The following is a 19582-nucleotide window of genomic DNA, read 5'->3' as shown; positions in this document are numbered from 1 at the left end:
GGGCGGGCCGGTGGAGTGGGGTCCCCGGCGCCCCCCCGGCGGCTGTCCGGGGCACCGCGTTGCGGGCTGCAGGGCGGCGGGGCGCGGCACCGGGATCGGCGCCGCCCCCCGCGGGGTGTCCGCGGTCAGGGGACGATGCGCTCGACCGCGGCCGGACCCTGTTCGGCCAGCCGACGGCGGGCCTCCTCGATGTTCTTCTCGGTCAGATCCTTGCCCTCCGCAAGCACCAGGTCCTCCGGGTCGACGGGCGTCTCGGCGCCACTGCGCAGGTCCATCCGGGGCCGGTCGCCCTCGGGGATCTCGTTCACGGGAATGCGCTCGTCACTCATCTGGCCGTCCTTCGCTCGGGACTGGGGTCGGTGCCCCCGCACCGACCCCGACTACCCGTTGCGCCGGGAGTGGGAACCCCGCGCCGAACTTTTTATACAAACGTCCTAGACAGCCGTCTTATACGCTCGTACAGTTCCTGCCATGACCTCCACCACGGCCAAGGCCGGCCGCAAGGAATGGATCGCCCTGACGGTCCTGCTCCTCCCGCTCCTGCTCGTGTCGATGGACATGGGCGTGCTGTACTTCGCGCTTCCGTTCATCAGCGAGGACCTCGAACCCACGGCTCCGCAGCAGTTGTGGATGATGGACGTCTACGGCTTCCTGCTCGCGGGCCTGCTGATCACGATGGGCGCGCTCGGCGACCGGATCGGGCGGCGCCGGTTGTTGCTGATCGGTGCGGCGGCCTTCGGGGCCACCTCGGTGGCCGCGGCCTTCGCGAACAGCGCCGAGATGCTGATCGCGACCCGCGCGTTGCTCGGCGTGGCCGGCGCCACGCTGATGCCCTCGACGCTGGCGCTGATCCGGAACATGTTCCACGACCCGGCCCAGCGGCGGACCGCGATCGGGGTGTGGACCGCCGCCCTGACCGCGGGCGCCACCCTGGGCCCGGTGGCCGGCGGCCTGCTGCTCGACCACTTCTGGTGGGGCTCGGCGTTCCTGCTCAACGTTCCCGCGATGGTGTTGCTGCTCGCGGTCGGCCCGTTCCTGCTCCCGGAGTTCAAGGACGCCGCCGCCGGTCGGCTGGACCTGATCAGCGCCGGCCTCTCGCTGGTGGCGGTGCTCGCCGTGATCTACGGGATCAAGGAGATCGCGGCCGAGGGTGTTGCCCCGCGCTATCTGATCGCCATCGTGGTCGGCCTGGTCGTGGGCTTCCTCTTCGTCCGCCGCCAGCGCACCATCGCGGACCCGCTGATCGACCTCGAACTGTTTCGCGATCGGGCCTACAGTGCCTCGATCGCGGTCAACGTGATCGCGAGCATCGCCATGCTGGGCTCCGCGCTGTTCAACACGCAGTACATGCAACTCGTGCTCGGCATGCGACCGTTGGAAGCGGCGCTGTGGTCGCTGACGGTGATGCCCGGGATCATGGTCGCGCTCACCGTGTCCGGCATCCTGGCCAAGCGGGTGCGGCCCGGATTCCTGATCGGCGCGGGGCTGCTCCTCGCGGTGGCCGGCTTCCTGGTGATGAGTTCGGCCCGACCGGACTCGCCGCTCGTGCTGGTCCTGGTCGGTGCGGGTCTGGTGGCCGCCGGGGTGTTGATCGCGACCACGCTCACCGCCGAGATGATCCTGACCGCGGCGCCGCCGGAGCGTGCCGGTGCGGCGGGGGCCACCTCGGAGACCGGCAGTGAACTCGGCGGGGCGCTGGGCATCGCGATCCTGGGCAGCATCGCGGACGCGGTGTACGGGCGGGACATGCGGGACGCGACCGTGCCGGGAGTGCCCGCCGACGCGATGCACGCGGCGAACGACACGCTGGCGGCGGCGAGCGCGACCGCCGGGCGGATCTCGGGTGGGGCCGGTGAGCAACTCCTGGACACCGCGCGGAACGCCTTCACACACGGCATGCAGTACGCCACCCTGGGCGGCGCGGTCCTGCTGACGCTGGCCGCGGTCGTCGCCACCGTCCTGCTGCGCGGGGTACCGGTCGCCGCCGAGGCGGAGGCCCGGGCGAAGACGGAGGCCGAGGCGGAGATGGCGGCGGAGCCGGACGAGCCGCAGCCGCGGATCGAGACGGACGAGCGGACCCGGCCGGAGACCGGGACGGGCGCGCGGGCGCGGCCCGCCGGGTTCGCCGCCGCGGGCGGCGACGAGCCGGTCCGCACCCGGCGCTGACCGGGCGTCCGTCCACACCGTCCGTGGTGGAGACGGGCTGAAGACGGGCGATCCGAGACACCCGAAGGCGACCCCGCGAGGGGTCGCCTTTGTGGTGAATGCGGGGAATGCCGAACGGATGAAAGCCAATAGCATGCAGGCAACCGGATAAACGAGCCCGATCAGGTCGAATCGGCATCGACTCTCCCCATTTCGAGCACCGTGGTACGCCGAAAGCCTTTGCCCACAGGTTTTCCACAGGATGTGGATCTTCCTTGTGGAAGATCAGCGCGCTGCCCGGCTCCGGCTGTGGATAAACGTCTCCAGTTCGAGGTTTTCGGCGTCCGAAAAGACCCGGTCCGGAATGGTCATCGCCTGGGTGGGGCCGAACTCGAAGATCCACTGGGCGTCCACCCGGCGCACCTTGCGGAAGGTGTCCCACGGGGTCGTACTGCGACTGCCGCCGAGCGTGGTCGTGAACTCCTCGTCGGTCAGCGTGACCTCACACGGCACGCCGTGCATGTGTTTGTTCTGCCGAGCGGCCTGGATCGGCGCCCAGAACCGCAGCGCGAGCATCGCCCCACCGAAACCGAGGAACGCGAGCGGCCACAACACGGTCGTACCGGTCAGCAGCGCCTTCGTCACCAGGACGACGCCCAGCACCGAGAGCACCGCCCCGGCCCCGAGCAGGCCCCGGAAGAGACCACGCCGAAAGGCGAGCACGCCCTCCGCGATATCGGCCTCGGTCGGGACGTAGGTGGTCGAGATATGCACCCGGCCATGGTCGCATGCGGCCCGCCCGAGCCGGCTACGGCTACGACTCCCGCGGTTCCGTGGGGGTCGCCTCGGGCGGTGGTGGTTGTGGGGTGTCGCCGGGGCGGGCGTACCACGCGGGCGGGCCCAGCGGTCCGGGCTGCGCGGGCACGCCGCCGGCGGCCGACGCCGGGGGCGGACCCCACGGTGCGCCGGATTGGCCGGGCGGACCGCTCCACGCCCCGTTGGCCGCGTGCCGAGGCGGCTCCCACGGCGCGGGCACGCCGTAGGGCGGCGGAGGCCCCCAGGCGGGATGCGCCTCCGGATGCCGACCCGGCGGCAGCCACCCGGGCGGCGGGCCGAACGCGGCCGTGCCCGGCGGTGGCGCCCAGCCGGTCGGTGCCCCGTACGGCGCTGCCCCGTACGGGGCCGTGCCCGGCGGGCCGAACGGCATCATCCCCGGCGCCCACCCGGGCGGCGGCTTGATGTAGCGCCACCTCGGCGAGGGCATCGTGTGGTCGATCACCCGGCCCAGGATCGGCTTCGCGGCCCAGACCCGATCCAGCAGCTCGCGCTCCTGCTCCGGGTACTCCGGGGCCGGACCCTTGCGCGAGCGGCTCGCCCGCCGGCGCAGTTCGGCGAGCAGTGTGGCGTCCGCCTGATACGCGCGCAGTCGCGCCGCCCCGGCCGGGCCGAGCATGGCCTTCGCGGTCCGCAGCGCGCGCGAGCGGTCGGCCATCGAGGACAACAACAGCGGCTCGTGCGGTCGGAACCAGCCCGCCGCGACGTATCCCGGCAACTCGTCCTCGACCGCGCGCAACTGGTCCCGGCGCACGATCACCACGTACCAGACGAGCCCGCCCAGGATCGGCATCATGACCAGGAAGTACACCCCGAGGAAGGCAAGGCCCTGGGTGGCCGAGCCGTTCCAGGCCGCATGCAGCCCGACCGCGCACACGTAGCCGCCGAGCGGGAGCAGGATCCGCGCCGGTCGGGAGCGGACCGCCAGTGAGAGGCCGAAGCCGAGGCCGATCATCGAGGTGAACAGGGGATGGGCGAACGGCGACATGATGCCGCGGGCGATGAAGGTGCCCCACGTGGTGCCCAGCCCGTCGCCGCTGTCCTCGCTCGCGGCGAACTCGCGGCCGAAGTACAGGATGTTCTCGGTGAACGCGAAACCCGCCGCGCTGACCGCCGCCGGAATCAGTCCGTCCAGGACGCCGCGGAAGCTCTGCCGGATGGTCAGGAACAGGAGCAGGACCGCGAGTCCCTTGACGCACTCCTCGACCACGGGCGCCACGATGGTCAGCCCCAGCAGCTCGGCGTCCTCTTCCCCCTTGAGGTCCATCAGCTTGTCGAAGGACCAGCTGTTCGCGAGCAGCGCCACGAGCGCACCCGCACACGAACCCCACGCGAACGCGAAGAGCAGGCTCTTCCACGGCAACGGCCGCACCCGACCCAGCCACACGATCGCGCTCACCACCAGCGGAGCGGGCACCAGCGCCAACAACGCGCCGACGAGCAGCCCCTGTACGCCGATGGTGTCGCCGAGCATGACCGCAACGGTGACGGCACAGCCGAGCAGCGCGGTGACGAGCACGGTTATTCGCGCGGTCTGGTTCGCCGCGAGCGTGCGCAGCCGCGACTTCTCGACCGGTCCGGGCTCGTACAGGGCGAACTCGTACGCGGCCCGGTCCGGGGGGACCGGACCGGCCGGCGCGTCGGGTCCTTGCGATGCGTCCATATGGGGTGACGATAACGCCGCGCGGCGGCGCGGTGCCCCTCTCTCGGGTCGGCTGTGACGTGGTCGGTATCGGTGGTCCGACCGGGGTCGGTACGCGCCGCCGGGTCGCGCACGGGGCCGGGTTCGAGCCGGTGCCCGGCTCAGCGGCGCCGGAAGAGCAGATCCGCGACCTCGTGGCCCTTGTCGAGCCCCTGCTGTTCGAAGCGGGTGACCGGCCGCCAGCTCGGTCGGGGAGCGTAGCCGTCGACGGTGTTGACCAGTTCGGGCTCGCCGGAGAGCACTTCGAGCATCCATTCCGCGTAGTGCGCCCAGTCGGTCGCGCAGTGCAGGATCCCGCCCGGCGCCAGACGCGAGGCGGCCAGGGCGGCGAAGCCGGGCTGGATCAGCCGGCGCTTGTGGTGCCGGGTCTTGGGCCACGGGTCGGAGAAGAAGACCCGGATGCCCGCGAGGCAGGCCGGCGGCAACATGTCCCGAAGCAATTCGATCGCGTCGCCGTTGGCCACCCGTATGTTCGTCAGGCCGCGGCGCTCGGCGTCGTGCAGCAGGCTGCCCTGGCCCGGGGTGTGCACGTCGATGGCGAGCACGTTGGTGCCCGGGTCGGCCTCGGCCATCGCCGCCGTCGCCTCGCCCATGCCGAAGCCGATCTCCAGCACCACCGGGCGGTCGTCGCCGAACAGCTCGCCCAGGTCGAGCCGACGGTCCGCGACGTCGAACCCCCAGCGCTCCCACAGCCGATCCAGCGCGTCGCGCTGGGCGAGCGTGACCCGGCCGCGCCGCGGAGTGAAGCTGCGCACGGTCGCGAGATGACGGATCGGGCGATCGGTGATCGGGACGCCGGAGGCGGTCGAGGCGCCGGGAAGAGGGGACATAAGACAAGGATTTTACGGCGAATCCGGGGGACGACCGATCGTCGGGGGCACCCCGGGCATCGGCGGCGGCGGGCCCGACGGACCGGGCAGCGTCGCTCCGACGGGCACGTGCGGTGCCCACGGCGGGCCCGGCGGCGTTGCCGGGCGCAGCCGGAACACCGCCCAGAACAGCACCGACGCGACCAGGAAGGCACCGAAGAGCCACGCCGCGCGCAACCACATCCCCCGGGTGGCCCCGGTGCTCACCCCGGTCGGGTCGAGCAGCGTGAGCAGGAACAGGAACACCGCGACCGCGTACACCGCCGCCCAGCCCCATCGGCTCCACCGCCACAGCAGGTGGCCGTCCAGAAAGCGCACCGGCAACAGGCCGAAGACCAGGCCGATCACCGCGGCGACATAGGTCTGGGTGAGCACGTTCTCGGCCAGCACCCAGCCGAAGGCCGGCGTGTCGTCGCCGGCGAGCACGTGTTCGACCGGGATGCGCCACACCCAGGCGCTCAGGCCCACCCCGGCCAGCGTCCACGCGCCCAGCGCGGTGGCCCGCCCGTCCTCGCGCGCGGAGATCCGGCGCAGGCCGGCATGCGTGAAGGCGAGGAACAGGCCGTAGACGTAGCCCGGCACCAGGTGCGCGAGCCGGGAGCCGGTACCCAGCAGCAGGGCGACCACCAGGGCACCGGGGATCAGCTGCGGGAAGGCGCGGACCCGCGAGACGTGTCGGCGATACGCCTCGGACACGCCCGCGTAGGCGAGCACGGTGAGCGGGACCGCGATCAGCAGGGACAGGGCGAGCGCGGACGTGCTCGTGTCCAGGGCCACGTTCGGTTCGACCGCGACCGTGCCCAGTGCGGACAGCAGCACGAAGGCGAGTACCTGGAGCCGCGGCGCCCGGGGCAGCGAACGCGGTCGGGCCGCGCCCGGTCGCAGCCGGCGACGGATGCGACCCCGGTTCTCCTCCACGGTCTTGTTGAACAGCTCGGCGGCGAAACCCACCAACGGGAGGGCGAGCACGGCGCCGACGCCCGCGCCGGCGAGCGGCGCGGGGTGGTCGAGCAGGTCGCCGGGGGAGGGCAGGCCGCGCGCGGACTCGGCGCGGTCGGCGGCCCCGCTGGGCACGTCCCGGGCCGGCTGCCGGGTGGGCAGCACGGTGAACGCGAGCCGCACGCTGCCGTCCAGGCGCTCGGTGGCGCACGCCGCGGTCAGTTCGGCCGGCCCCTCGGGCAACCCGGCGGGCACGGTCAGCTCGGCGTCGACCCGACCGTCCGGGCCGACCGGGACCCGGGCCAGCTCCCGGTCGCCGCGGCGGATCACCAGCCCGGCGGGCGTGGCGCCGGTCGCCGCGGCGCAACCGGTGAAACCGGATCCGGTCGCGCGGATCCGGTCGCCGCCGCCGGCCCGCGCGGTGGAGAGGCCGAACGCGACGGGCGGGAGCGTGAGTTCGGCATCGAGGACGACGCCGGCGTCCACCACGCCGAACTCGGCGGAATCGGACAGGCAAGACACGGTGATCCGGTGTGCGCCGCGGGTGGGTGTCTGCGGGACGTGCAGGCGCAGCGGCTGGTACTCGATCAGCGCCTGCGGCCCGTTCGGCTCCGCCGGGGCGTAGAACGTGGTGACGAAGCGGCCGTCCCAGAAGAGTCCGCCGCTGTGCGTCGCGGTGGCCGGCCCGCAGCGCAGGTTCGTCCAGACGGTGACGAAGCCGTCGGGTGTGGGCCGGGCCGGTTCGAGCACCAGCCGTCGGCTCGCCAGGTTCGCCGGCGGCGGACCCGGGGCCGGGAAGCCGTCCGGGTTGCCCGGCTCGGCCTGCGGATAGTCGAACGTGGTCTGGGCCATCGGTGCCGGGAACACCTCCCGGCCCCGGTTCGTGCACACCGTGCGGAAGCCCTGGACCCCGACGTAGACGGGTGGGTCCAGGGTGAAGCGCACGGTGAAGCCGTGGTCCTGCGCGGGGTCGATCGGTACGTCCGCCGCGATCAACCGGTCGGTGCCCAGCACGTTCGTGCGCAACCGCGCGTCGTACCCGATCACGTCCACCCGACCGGTGGGACATCCGGTGTGCCCAAAGCCCCGGAGCGTGACCGCGTCGCCGGGACGCAGCTGTCCGCCCGGCGAGATCACCAGCCGGGCGCCCGGGGTGTCGGCGCGGGCGGGCGCGAGCCCGCCGAGCAGCCCGCACACCACGAGCACGGCTGCGCCCACGAACAGGGCCCGCAGTACAGCGGGATTGATGGCCACGACAGTCCCCCGATCGGCCGGTCCGCGACCATGATCGCGCAACGGCTCGGCGGTCGGCCAGAGCCCCCGGGGCGCGCCTTCACCTCGCCGAGCACCACGACGCCCGCACCGCGCCTCGCCGCCCCCGGCGAACCGCCCGAACGGAACCACTAGGCCGGTGGTTCTCCGGCACGCCGAGGCCCGGCACCGGACGCCGCGGCGCCCGATGCGGGGTTGAAGGCACTCCCCAGCCGCTCCGCGACCCGAGCCGCGATCTCGTCGCCGATCGGCAGCGACGCGGTCGCGGCGGGCGAGGGCGCGTTCAGCACGTGGATCGTGCGCGGGCCGCCGGTGATCAGGAAGTCGTCGACGAGTTCGCCGTCGGGGCGGACGGCCTGTGCGCGCACTCCCGCCGGGGCTCGGACCAGGTCGTTCGCGGTGACCTCGGGGAGAAGCCGCTGCACCTCGCGCACCATCGCGGGTTTGGCCACCGAGCGCAGCAACTCGCCCGCGCCGTACCGCCAGTGCCGGCGCGCGATGTGCCACAGGCCCGGGTAGGCCAGGGTCGAGGCCAGCTCGCGCGGCGCGATCCGCGACCACGAGTAGCCCTCGCGACGCAGCGCCAGGACCGCGTTCGGCCCCACGTGCACGTCGCCGTGGATGCCCCGGGTCAGGTGTACGCCCAGGAACGGGAAGGCCGGATCGGGTACCGGGTAGACCAGCCCGTGCACCAGCCCGCGGCGCGAGGGCACCAGTTCGTGGTACTCGCCGCGGAACGGCACGATCCGCACCGGCGGCGGATCGCCCGCCAGCGCGGCGATCCGATCGCTGTACAGCCCCGCGCAGTTGACCAGGACCCGCCCGCGCAACTCGCCGAGCCGGGTCTGCACGACCACCTCGTCCGGGTGCACGGCGAGGTCGACCACTTCCGCACCGGTGCGCAGCGCGACGCCGCGCTCGTGCAGCAGGTCGACCAGGGTCCGGCACACGTCGGCGTAGTCGACGATGCCGGTGGAGGCCACGTGCAGGCCGCCGACCGACAACACGTGCGGCTCGCGTTCGCGAACCTGCTCGGTGGTCAGCTCGGTGACCGGCACGCCGTTCGCCAGGCCACGCTCGAACAGCGTGCGCAGTCGCGGGAGTTCATGCACGCTGGTGGCGACCACGAGCTTCCCGGGGACATCGTGCGGGATGTCGTGTCGGGCGCAGAATTCGGTCATCCGACGCGCACCCTCGACGGCGAAGCGGGCCTTGAGGCTGCCGGGCCGGTAGTACAGGCCGGAGTGGATCACCCCCGAGTTGCGGCCGGTCTGGTGGACCGCCCAGGAGGTCTCCTTCTCGACCACGGCGACGGTGCGCCCGGGGTCGCGTTCGGTGAGCGCGTATGCGGTGGCCAGACCGACGATCCCGCCGCCGATCACCACCACGTCGTAGGTCAACGTCATGAGCACACCTCCGTCCGGCCTCGGACCCACCCTAGGCTGCCCGACCCGGGCCCGGGACGGGCTTGCCCGATGGTGTCCGCCGTCACCGGCCGCGGCGCCACCTGGCCGGGGACCACCACGCGGTGGATGTGGCCGGTGCCGGGTCGGGCTCGGGCTCGGGTGTGGGCTCGGGGACCGGGGCCGGGTGCACGGGCGGGGCGAGCGCGGGTGCGGGCTCGGGCGAAGGTGTCGGCGGCGCGGGAGCCGGCGCCGGGGTCGGGACCGGCCGGGGGGAGGGGGCCGGCCAGGGGGCGCCGCCGTGGATCGGGCGGTCGGGGGTGAAGGCGACCGGCAGTGTGGCGAGGGCGCGGATCCAGGGGGAGGCGCGCCAGGTGAGCGCGTCCTGGGGAACGGCCAGGTGCAGGTCGGGCAGCCGGTCGAGCAGCGCGTCCACGGCGGTCTTGGCGATCAGGCGTGCGTGGTCCTGGGCGGGACACATGTGCGGGCCGCCGCCCCAGGCCAAGTGGGCCCGGTTCCCGGTCAGTTCGGTGCCCGCCGTGCGGACCGCGGGGTCGGCGTTGGCGGCCGCGATGCCCAGGAGCAGGAAGTCGCCGCCGCGGATCAGGGTGCCGCCGAGCAGGGTGTCGCCGGTGGCCCAGCGGCCGGCCGCGTTCTGCATCGGTGGGTCCTGCCACAACACCTCGTCGAGCGCCTCGTCGGTGGTGCGGCGGCCGCCGGTGAGGGACGCGTGCAGGGTGTGGTCGGTCAGCAGGATGCGCAGCGCGTTGCCGATCCAGTTGGCGGTGGGCTCGGTCGGGGTGATCACGAGCAGGTCCTCGATCACCTCGGCGTCGGTCAGCCCGGCGGGATGCGCGATCATCCAGGACGTGACGTCCGCGCCCGGCGTGATCCGCTTGGCCGCGACCAGGTCGGTCATCATGCGGTGGAAGGCCGCCTGATGTGCGAGCGCCTCCGGGCCGCCGTCGAACATCCCGTTGATCGCCCGGACCAGGTCCGGTCCGTCCGGAGCGGACATGCCGACCATCCGGCCCATCGCCAACAGCGGCAGGCGCTGCGCGTACTCGGTGAGCAGGTCGGCCTCGCCGCGGGTGACGAACGTGTCGATCAGCGAATCGGCCATGTGCTCGATCTCGCCGCGCAGCGCCCGCCGATCGACCCGGCCCAGGCTCTGTGCGACGGCCGCGCTGCGCCGTCGGTGTTCGGGGCCGTCGGCGCACAGGACGGAGGGGCGGTACTCGACCATCGGCGACAGCGGCCAATCGGCCGGGACCAGGCCCTCGTTCCGGTCGCGCCACAACCGCGAGTCGTGCGAGAACCGGTCCGGATCGCGCAGCACGGCCAGGAGTTCGGCGTAACCCAGGACCAGCCACGCCCGCACGCCGCCGTTCAGCACGACCGGCGCCACCGGACCGTGCCGTTCGCGCAGTTCGCGGTACAACCCGGCCGGGTCGGTCTCGAAACGTGGGCCGGACAGGGCCACGAACGGGCAGCCGGATCTCTCGGTCATCTCAGGACACATCCCGCTCTGCCGCTGCCACGGCTGTCGCCGGCGCACGTCGGCCCGCCCCGGTGGGCGACCCGCCCCTTCTACGGCCCGGAACCATATCGTGCCCGCGGCCGTCTGCCACCGGTGCGAATCGGACACGAACCGCCTTTTCCCGTAGGGGAGTCGATTGCCGGCCCGGGTCTCCGGCCCGGCTGCCCGGTCCTCGCTCCCCGCGGGCCGGTGCGCGTCCCCGTCCCCGGTCTCCCGCGGCCGGTCCGGCCGGCCGTCGCGGTAATTGGTCGTGGGCGCGGTCGCGATGGCGTACAGTTGGGTCTACCGACGCGGGGTGGAGCAGCTCGGTAGCTCGCTGGGCTCATAACCCAGAGGTCGCAGGTTCAAATCCTGTCCCCGCTACTTGGATCACGGGCCCGACATGAAAATGTCGGGCCCGTGGCGTTTCCGGTGGCATTCACCGAGGTCGTTCGCCGGGCCGAGGACGGTCCGGTGCGGCTCAGACGGTGATCCCGCCGACCAGCCGGGCGCGTTCGGTGAAGTCCTTGACCGCGCGCACGTCGGCGTACGGCTTGAGGCCGATCATCAGATCGTTGAGGTAGGCCGCGTTGCGCGACGAGTGCACCCGGTCCGCGATCTCCAGCGCCTGCCTGCCGGTCGCGCAGGCCGACTCGACCTCGCCCGCGCGCAACTCCGCCTGCGCACCCACGGCCAGCCGCAGTCCGTGCGAGCGCTGGTACGCCTCGCCGCGCAGGCCCGCGAGCGCCTGCACGGTGAAGTAGCGGGTGCGCTCGGGCACGCCCAGGTCGCGGTAGCACTCGGCGCCGTCCGCACACAGCCGGTCCCACGTGAAGAAGTCGATCCACTCCGGGTCGGCGTCGCCCGGGCGGGCCCGCTCCAGGTGGGCCTCGGCCGCGTTGAGCGCGCGCCCGCATCCCGCCGCGTCGCCGGCGCGGGCCTGGGCGCGCGCCTCGACCAGGTGCAGGAAGCCGGTCACCCGGGAGGTCGCGATGCCCTTGTTGCGCTCGATGGCGGCCTGGGCCAGGTCGACCGCGATGTCGGGGTTGCCGCGGTAGGTCGCCTGCAGGCTCATCGACGCGAGCACGTAGCCGCCGAGCGGTACGTCCGCCGCCGCGCGGGCCAGCCGCAGGGCCTGGATGTAGTAGCGCTGCGCGACCTCGTGTTGGCCGGTGTCGAAGGCCATCCACCCGGCCAGCCGGGAGAGTTCGGCCGTGGCGCCGAACAGCCTGCGGCCCACGTCGTCGTGGTAGCTGCCGCGCAGCAGCGGGGTCGCGTCGCAGCGCAGACACTCCGGCACCATCGACGCCCGCCAGTCGCCGCCGCCGTACTTGCTGTCCCAGCGCCGGGCCTCCTCGGCCGCCTCGCGCAGCTTGGTCACATCGCTGTGTCCCACGTGCGGCCCGGTGCCGCGGTGCTCGGCGCGGGCGTCCGCGGGGGTGATCAACCAGCGGGCCATCGGCGTGCCGTAGGCGGTGACGGCGAACGTCCCGGCGAGCAACTCGCGTCGATTCACGTGGTCGTGCCTCCACAGGTCGGTGGCGGTGCGAACTGCCTCCCCGACATCGCGTGGGAAGGCCAGACCGAGATCGGGATCCACCGGCCGACTGTCGTCCAGGCCGATCTCCTCCAGCGGCACCGGGCGGCCGAGGCGTTCCGCGAGCACGGCCGCGATCAGGTGTGGCACGGGGCCCTGTGGAGTCATCCCCTTGCCCACCCAGCGGGCCACGGAGGTCTTGTCGTAGCGGAGCGAGAGTCCGCGCCGGGCGCCCAGATCGTTGACCCGGCGGGCGAGTCCGGCATTGCTGACCCCGGCGACGCCGAGCAACTCGCCGAGCCGCCCGTTGGGTCCGCGCTCGCGCGGGGGCCGGGGACGGGTGTCGGCGGGCTCCGCGGGCCCCTGGTCGGGGTAGGCGTGGAGGGTGGAGGGGCACTCGGGGGACGCCTGGTCGGCGCCGGCCGGGGAGTCGCCGAAGGAGCCGTCGGACCCGGCGCCGACGCCTCCGCTCACTACCCCCGGATCGGGAACCTCCCGACCCCCCTCATCGGGGCCCGAGCGCCCCGACTGATCCTGCTTGGGACTGCCGCGCATAGTTTGCCCCCAAAGGCAACCCTCCGTCCGCCTCAGCGTAACCGGACAGGCCACCGGCGGTAAGGGAGATATTCGCCAATCCCGGGTGTCTCGCGACCCGATTCCACGCGTCGTTCCCGGTCGTGCCGCTGCCGGGCAACCCTTGGCCAAGCCATCGCCAAGGCCGGGTCGCAATCATTGACAGAACGTACTTGACGCCGCGTCAGTACGCAGGCACGGTCAAAAGGCACCATGCGCCGGGTGCGTGTCCCCGTGCGCCGTCGGATGCGCTCTACTCAGGCTTGCCTAACCTTGGTTCCATGGAAACGTCGGAGCACGTACGGCCGGTATCCATGGTGATGTGCGCGGGGCCGTAACCCGAAGGGGGTCGAGATGCGCTGGTTCGCAGGGGCGTCCGAAAGTCGGAGCGTGACCCGGCCGACCGGGGCCAGGACATTGTGGGACGGCTCCGATCCGCTGTGGCTGGTGGGGAATTGGCCCGCGGACGAGGTCCGGGTGGTCAGCCGGGGCGGGATGCGGATGGCGGTGCTGGGCGTGTGCGGCGCCACCGACGCCGAGCTGGAGGTCGGACTCGCGGTCGCCCGAGGCGGCGCGCTGCGACACCTGACCGGGTGGGCCGGCAGCTACCACGTGGTGCTGCGCACCGGCCTGCGCACGGTGGTGCTCGGCGATCTCGCGGGCGTCCGCCAGGTGTTCCACACCGAGCCGGCCGACGGCGTGGTCTACGCCTCGCACGCACTCCCGCTCGCCGACCTGACCCGCGCCGGCCTGGACACCGAGGCCTTCGCGGCCCGCCTCGCCTGCCCCGACGTGCCCGAACTGGTGTCCGGACGCTCGATGTTCGCCGGGGTGAACCGGCTCGAACCCGGCCACGCCCTGGACGTCGCGCACGGCGTCGCCCGGGTGCGGCTCTACGAACAGCACCGCTCCCCGCTCGACTTCCCCGGCGCGGCCGACGCACTGGGTCGGGCCCTGTCCGACGCGGTCGGCCGCCGAGTGGCCGGATCCAAGCGCCCGGGCGCGGATCTGTCCGGAGGACGGGACTCGGCGGTGCTCGCGCTGCTGGGCGCCCGCTCGGTGGCGATGGCCAAATCGCGCGACCTGATCGCGGTCACGTGGGCCGAGCCGTGCGCCCCCGGTGACCCGGAGTCCGCGGCCGACATCGTGGCCCGCTCGGCGCGGCTGCGCCACCTGATCGTCCCGGGCGACGTCGACCACCTGCCCTACACCGGCCTGGAGGACGTGCTCAGCGGCGCCGTGATGCCCGACGAACCCGGCTTCTCGCTGATCGGCATGGCCCGAACCACCCGTACGTTCAACGCCATTCGCGACGCCGGCATCGACATGCACATCACCGGCTACGGCGGTGACGCGGTGCTGGGCACCCCGCTCGCCTACCTCGCCGACCTGGCCATGGACCGTCGCCGGCTGACCACCGCCCGGCACGCCCGCACCTGGGCGCGCAACCTGGGCATGCGCGGCCACGACCTCGCGAGCACCGCCAACCGGGTCGCCCGCACCACCTTCCCCCAGGCACTCGACCAACTCGCGGAGGTCTTCGCGGGCTCCGGCCGGGTGGAAGCGGGCCCGGCCGCCGCGATCGCGTGGTGCTCCGCGGCCCCCACGGCGGTCTGGACGACGCCGGACATGCGCCGCCGTCTCGCCGTGTCGCTGCGCCGCCTCGCGGGCGAGTCGGTGGTCTCCGCCGGATCCGTCGTCGCCGCGGACCCGGCGGTCCATGGCCGTCCGGGGGACCGCGCCGCATGGGTCGCGGTCCGCCGGGCGGCGGAACGCCAACGCGCCTGCCAACAACTCGCCGAGCGCATCGGCGTGCGGGTCCAGGCGCCCTACCTGGACACCGCCGTGGTGCGCGCCGGGTTGTCGCTGCCGGCCTGGGCACGGGATCGGGACGACGGCCCCAGGGCGCTGCTCACCGCGGCCGTACAGGGGCTGATCCCGCGACACACCCTCGGCACCGTGCACCGGGCCGACTACACCGAGGCCGAACGACGCGGCCTGCGCCTGAACGCGGGGGTGCTGCGCGACCTGTTCGCCGACCCGCTGCTCGCCGAACTGGGCGTACTCGACCCGGTCGAGGTACGGCGCACCCTCGACCACGCGATCGGCGGCCCGAACCTGAGCAAGGGCGACCCGACCACCACCGGCCCCGACCTGCCCCTGGGTGCCCTCGCCGACATCGTCTCGGCCGAACTGTGGCTGCGCGGCGTCTGGGAGGGCCGGGTAATGCGCTGGGACGCAACCCCGAGCTCGGCCCCGGGCGTACGCATCGCGGCGGTCGCGTAGGCCCCGCCGAGATCCGCCGGACACGGGCCGGTCGGCAGCAGGCACGGACCGATACCGCACCCGGGCAAGCCACGCGGCCACGCGGCTTGCCCGGGTGCGGCTTGCCGGGACGTTCGGTTGCGCGGCCGCCGGGCCTGCTGTGCCACGAGGTATCTGCGCCAGTGGGCCGAGACGAGCCACGTGGGCCTGCCCGGCCGGCGTGCGCAGCCCGGCGGGTGCGGCTTCGTGCTTCCCGGGCCCGGCATCGGGCCTGGCGAGGCCGGGCCGGTCGCGCTCGGACGGACACGTGGCGCGGCCCGGGCGGCGGGCGCGGGGTGGCGGGCCGAACAGGCCACCGAGCCCGAGTCGGCCGGGCCGAACAGGGCATGGCCGGCCGCGTAGCGGACGAGCGACACGGATGCGGAGCACCGGGCCGAACCCCGGGCGCGGAGCGGACGTGCGGCCTGCCGCACCACGACTCGCCTGCGCCCTGCCCCGGGACGCTCGGCCTCTCCCCGGCGGGCTCCTCGTGCGCAACGCGGCCGGGGACGTTTCCGTCCGGCGTTCCACGCCCGCGTGCCCCCGGGCCTTGATCCGCTTCCGGTGCGCACCTAGCATGCGAGCGTGGCACCTACCGACCGGTAGGAATGTCCGATCCGGGTCGATCCACCGCGACACCGCTGACCGCAGGGGGAGCACGCACATGAGGGACCGGCACCTCGAACCCGAGCACATCGCCTTTCGCGAATCCGCGCGTGAGTTCTTTCAGCGTGAGGTGGTCCCGTTCCACGACCAGTGGGAGAAGGACGGCATCGTCGACCGCTCGGTCTGGCTCAAGGCCGGCAAGCAGGGACTGCTGGGCATCGACGTGGACGAGCGCTACGGCGGCGGCGGGGTGTCCGACTTTCGCTACTTCGCGACGTTGTCCGAGGAACTGATCCGGGTGGCCGCGTCCGGGGTGGGATTCGGCCTGCACAACGAGGTGGTCGCGCCGTACCTCAACGACCTGGCCACGGACGAGCAGAAGCAGCGCTGGTTGCCCGGCTTCTGCTCCGGCGAGATCATCACCGCGATCGCGATGACCGAACCCGGCGCGGGCAGCGACCTCCAGGGAGTGCGGACCACCGCGATCCGGGACGGCGACCACTACGTGCTCAACGGCGCGAAGACCTTCATCACCAACGGCATCAACGCCGACCTGGTGATCGTGGTGGCCAAGACCGATCCCGCGGCCAAGGGCAGCAAGGGGATCAGCCTGATCGTGGTCGAGCGGGACATGCCGGGCTTCGAGCGCGGGCGCAACCTGGACAAGATCGGGATGAAGGCGCAGGACACCGCCGAACTGTTCTTCTCCGACGTGCGGGTGCCGGTGAACAACCTGCTCGGCGAGGAGAATCGCGGCTTCTACCACCTGATGAACAACCTGCCGCAGGAACGCCTGGGCATCGCGAGTGCGGCGGTCGCCGGTGCCGAGACGGTCTTCGCGCACACCCTGGAGTACGTCAAGACGCGCACCGCGTTCGGCCGCCCGATCGGATCGTTCCAGAACACCAGGTTCGAACTGGCTGAGATGGACACCGAGTTGGACATCGCGCGGACCTACGTCGACGACTGCATCCTGAAGCACATCGCGGGCGAGCTGGACGCGGTCGCCGCCTCGAAGGCCAAATGGTGGACCACCGACCTGCAAAAGCGCGTGGTCGACCGCTGTCTGCAACTGCACGGCGGATACGGCTACATGCTCGAATACCCGGTGGCCAAGGCGTTCATCGACACACGGGTGCAATCGATCTACGGGGGGACGAACGAGATCATGAAGGAAATCATCGGCCGTTCCCTCGGCATCTGAACACGGCATCGGAATACGGCATCTGAACACGGCATCGGAACAGGGCCATCGGAACAGGGCGTCGGAACAAGGCATCCGAACGTGCCATCCGAGCCTCGACATCCGAGCACGGCAACTCGACATCCGAACCTCGGCATCCGGAGCGGAGCGCGAACATGACGGAGGGTCCCATGACCGAGGCGTTGCGGCCCGAAGCGATCACGAAGTGGCTGGCCGAGCGGGTCGCGGTGCACCCGCCGCTGAATTTCGACCTCGTGCTCGGCGGCCGTTCGAACCTCACCTACATGGTCTCGGACGCCGACGCGCACCGCTGGGTGCTGCGCCGACCCCCGCTCGGACACGTGCTCGCGACCGCGCACGACATGGGGCGCGAGCACCGGATCCTGGCCGCGCTGGGCTCCGGGCGGACCGACGTGCCGGTGCCGCCGGTGCTCGGCCTGTGTACGGACGAGACGGTCAACGGTGCGCCGTTCTTCGTGATGGACTTCGTCGACGGGCATGTGATCCGCTCCGCCGAGGACGCGACCACGATGCTCACGCCGCAGGCCCGGCAGCGGGCCGGCGAGCAACTCGCGGACGTGCTCGCGGCGATCCACGCGGTGGACGTGGACGCGGTGGGTCTGGGCGAGCTCGGCCGTCGCGAGGACTACATCGGGCGACAGCTGCGTCGCTGGCACCGCCAGTGGGAGGCCACTCGGGTGCCGGGGATCGACGCGATCGACGACGTGCACGACGCGCTGGCGGCGTCCGTACCGACGCAGCAGGGCGCCACGATCGTGCACGGCGACTTCCGCCTGGACAACGTCATCCTCGGCCCGGACGGCACCGTGCGCGCGGTGCTGGACTGGGAACTGTGCACGCTCGGCGACCCGCTCGCCGACGTGGGTACCACGCTCATGTACTGGGTCGAGGCGGGCGAGGACGGGGCGTTGTTGCCCGCCGACGGCACCGCGAGCGAGGGCTTCATCGACCGGGCCGCGTTCGCCGCCCGCTACGCGGCGGCCACCGGTCGGGATCTGTCGCACATCCGCTGGTACCAGGCGTTCGCGTGCTGGCGGCTGGCCTGCATCCTGGCCGGCGTGCTCGATCGCTATACCGCGGGCGCGATGGGCGCGCAGGACGCGGCCGGGCGGTTCACCGGCGACGGTCTGCGTGCGCTGGCCGACCGCGCGCAGGAGATCCTCGCGCACGCCTGACCGCCGTCCGGGTGGCGTTCGCGTGCAGAGGTGAGTGTGTGACATCCGGGTGGTATGGGGCCCTCCACATCCGGATTCGGTGACGAGGAGGGCCCATGGCCGACGCTGAGCCGAAGGGCGTCGTGGTCGGCGTGGACGGGTCGGAGCCGGCCCGGCGGGCCCTGGACTGGGCGATGACCGAGGCCGAACTGCGCGGGTTGCCGCTGTACGTGGTGACCGCGCAGCCCGCGTCCCCGGGCTATGTCGTGCTCGCGCCCGGCCCGCACTACCAGGAGGACCTGGAGCGGGTGCTCGCCGAATTGCGGACCCGGACGGAGACCACCGTGGCCGAGGTGAACGGCGAACGCGAGCGGCCGTTCGGCGGACATGCCGTGGTCCAGGTGTACTCGGGGACGGCGACCGAGGTGCTGCTCGGGATGTCCGAGCGGCACGAGATGGTCGTGGTGGGCTCGCGAGGCTCCGGCGGCTTCTCCCGCCTGCTGCTCGGCTCGGTCAGCACGGCGGTGGTGCACCATGCGGCCTGTCCGGTGCTCGTGGTGCGCAGCTGATCACGCTCGCTCGGCTCGGTTGCGCCCCGAGTGGGCTCGATTGCGCCCGAGGATCGGTTCGGTTCGAACTCCATTCGGTTCGAACTCCATTCGGTTCGAACTCCGTTCGGCTCGGGCCGCTTCGACCCGTCCCCGGTTCGGCCCGGCCCCGGTTCAACTCAGGAAGAGGGTGTCCAACTCGTCCTGCGTGAACGGCTTCCCGGGCAGCGGGGACGAGTGTCCCGCGTGCAGGCCGTCGAGCAGGATCTCCAGATACCGACCGGCGATGGTCAGTCGTTGCGAGTGCGGAAGTCCGGACGGGGGCAGCAGACACGACATCATCAGCGATATGTCGGCGTCCGAGACATCCGCCCTGAGCAGTCCGCAGGCCTTGGCGCGGTCGACCAACATGCCCACCGCATCGTTGAGTTCGGCGCGCGAGGAGCTCATCTCCTCGGTTACCGGGACCCGCCCGCTGAGGGCGGGGAACAATCGGCCGGCACCCGAGCCGACCGCGCGGCGTAAGTACCTGGCGAGCGCGGACCACGCGTCCGGCTCCTCGTCCAGCGCGTTGACCGCCTCGGTGGTCAGCCGGTTGGTCTCGGCGATCATGATCCGTTGGACCAGCGCCTCCTTGCCGGTGAAGCGGCGGTAGATGGTGCCCACCCCCACGCCGGCGCGGCGGGCTATCTCCTCCATCGGAGCGTCGTAACCCAGCTCGCCGAACACCTCGCGGGCCGCCCGGAGCACCTGCTCCAGATTGCGCCGGGCGTCGGTGCGCAGCTGTGGCGACGGATCGGCCGGCCTGCTCCGTTGCGGCTTGCGAGCCGGTGGAATCGTCGTGGTGTGTCGCCCCCCGACGCCGTCGCCGCCGGTGTCCTGCGTCTTCGTGGTACGCGTACGCGAAGCGCCGCTCATAGCGTCTCCCCCGGAAGGCAAGTGTGTCGATTCC

14 protein-coding genes and 1 tRNA gene are annotated in these 19582 nt (G+C 72.6%); 6 read left to right on the top strand and 9 right to left on the bottom strand.

All coding sequences use genetic code 11. The features are described from left to right. Positions 1-125 precede the first annotated feature (125 nt). A complete protein-coding gene (locus tag ACIBM5_RS21810; protein ID WP_391588081.1) occupies positions 126-329 on the bottom strand; it encodes a hypothetical protein in 204 nt (67 codons plus the stop codon). A gap of 142 nt (positions 330-471) precedes the next feature. Here ACIBM5_RS21810 and ACIBM5_RS21805 point away from each other — a divergent pair, with 142 nt between their 5' ends. After that, complete coding sequence (locus tag ACIBM5_RS21805) at positions 472-2166, top strand: MFS transporter (RefSeq protein WP_396008353.1); 1695 nt, start codon at positions 472-474, stop codon at positions 2164-2166. A 264-nt stretch (positions 2167-2430) separates the two neighbouring features. Here the strand turns inward: ACIBM5_RS21805 and ACIBM5_RS21800 are convergent, their stop codons facing one another. From ACIBM5_RS21800 to ACIBM5_RS21775, 6 genes are all read right to left on the bottom strand, one after another. Continuing rightward, on the bottom strand, positions 2431-2919 hold the full coding sequence (locus ACIBM5_RS21800) for a YcxB family protein (protein WP_396008352.1): 489 nt from the start codon (positions 2917-2919) through the stop codon (positions 2431-2433). A 40-nt stretch (positions 2920-2959) separates the two neighbouring features. Beyond that, complete coding sequence (locus ACIBM5_RS21795) at positions 2960-4642, bottom strand: PrsW family glutamic-type intramembrane protease (protein WP_396008351.1); 1683 nt, start codon at positions 4640-4642, stop codon at positions 2960-2962. A gap of 140 nt (positions 4643-4782) precedes the next feature. Beyond that, a complete protein-coding gene (trmB, locus tag ACIBM5_RS21790; protein WP_396008350.1) occupies positions 4783-5511 on the bottom strand; it encodes a tRNA (guanosine(46)-N7)-methyltransferase TrmB in 729 nt (242 codons plus the stop codon). A 12-nt stretch (positions 5512-5523) separates the two neighbouring features. Continuing rightward, positions 5524-7743, bottom strand: coding sequence for an FGLLP motif-containing membrane protein (locus ACIBM5_RS21785; protein ID WP_396008349.1), 2220 nt, complete (start codon positions 7741-7743; stop codon positions 5524-5526). 149 nt (positions 7744-7892) lie between these two features. Beyond that, the gene (gene lhgO, locus ACIBM5_RS21780; protein ID WP_396008348.1) at positions 7893-9167 is read right to left on the bottom strand and encodes an L-2-hydroxyglutarate oxidase; all 1275 of its coding nucleotides are present in this window, start codon (positions 9165-9167) and stop codon (positions 7893-7895) included. Positions 9168-9249: 82 nt separating this feature from the next. Further along, positions 9250-10674, bottom strand: coding sequence for a cytochrome P450 (locus tag ACIBM5_RS21775; RefSeq protein ID WP_396008347.1), 1425 nt, complete (start codon positions 10672-10674; stop codon positions 9250-9252). A gap of 319 nt (positions 10675-10993) precedes the next feature. On the opposite strand from ACIBM5_RS21775, the gene ACIBM5_RS21770 reads away from it, so the two are divergent. Continuing rightward, positions 10994-11067 (top strand) — tRNA-Met (locus ACIBM5_RS21770). Positions 11068-11164: 97 nt separating this feature from the next. Here ACIBM5_RS21770 and ACIBM5_RS21765 read toward each other — a convergent pair. Next, positions 11165-12511 carry an MFS transporter gene (locus tag ACIBM5_RS21765; protein WP_396008364.1) on the bottom strand — a complete coding sequence of 449 codons (1347 nt, stop codon included), beginning with the start codon at positions 12509-12511 and terminating at the stop codon, positions 11165-11167. Positions 12512-13183: 672 nt separating this feature from the next. Here ACIBM5_RS21765 and ACIBM5_RS21760 point away from each other — a divergent pair. From ACIBM5_RS21760 to ACIBM5_RS21745, 4 genes are all read left to right on the top strand, one after another. Next, positions 13184-15079 carry an asparagine synthase-related protein gene (locus ACIBM5_RS21760; RefSeq protein ID WP_396008346.1) on the top strand — a complete coding sequence of 632 codons (1896 nt, stop codon included), beginning with the start codon at positions 13184-13186 and terminating at the stop codon, positions 15077-15079. A 682-nt stretch (positions 15080-15761) separates the two neighbouring features. Next, positions 15762-16907, top strand: a complete 1146-nt coding sequence (locus ACIBM5_RS21755) for an acyl-CoA dehydrogenase family protein (RefSeq protein ID WP_396008345.1) — start codon at positions 15762-15764, stop codon at positions 16905-16907. Between the two features lie 155 nt (positions 16908-17062). After that, a complete protein-coding gene (locus ACIBM5_RS21750) occupies positions 17063-18103 on the top strand; it encodes a phosphotransferase family protein (protein ID WP_396008344.1) in 1041 nt (346 codons plus the stop codon). 95 nt (positions 18104-18198) lie between these two features. Beyond that, positions 18199-18651, top strand: coding sequence for a universal stress protein (locus ACIBM5_RS21745; protein ID WP_396008343.1), 453 nt, complete (start codon positions 18199-18201; stop codon positions 18649-18651). Positions 18652-18804: 153 nt separating this feature from the next. Here the strand turns inward: ACIBM5_RS21745 and ACIBM5_RS21740 are convergent, their stop codons facing one another. Next, entirely contained in the window at positions 18805-19548 is a 744-nt protein-coding gene (locus tag ACIBM5_RS21740) for a TetR/AcrR family transcriptional regulator (RefSeq protein WP_396008342.1), read from the bottom strand. Positions 19549-19582: the final 34 nt, after the last annotated feature.

Source organism: Embleya sp. NPDC050493 (assembly GCF_044458105.1).
Lineage (GTDB): Bacteria > Actinomycetota > Actinomycetes > Streptomycetales > Streptomycetaceae > Embleya.
This window is presented reverse-complemented; position numbering and strand designations above follow the sequence as displayed.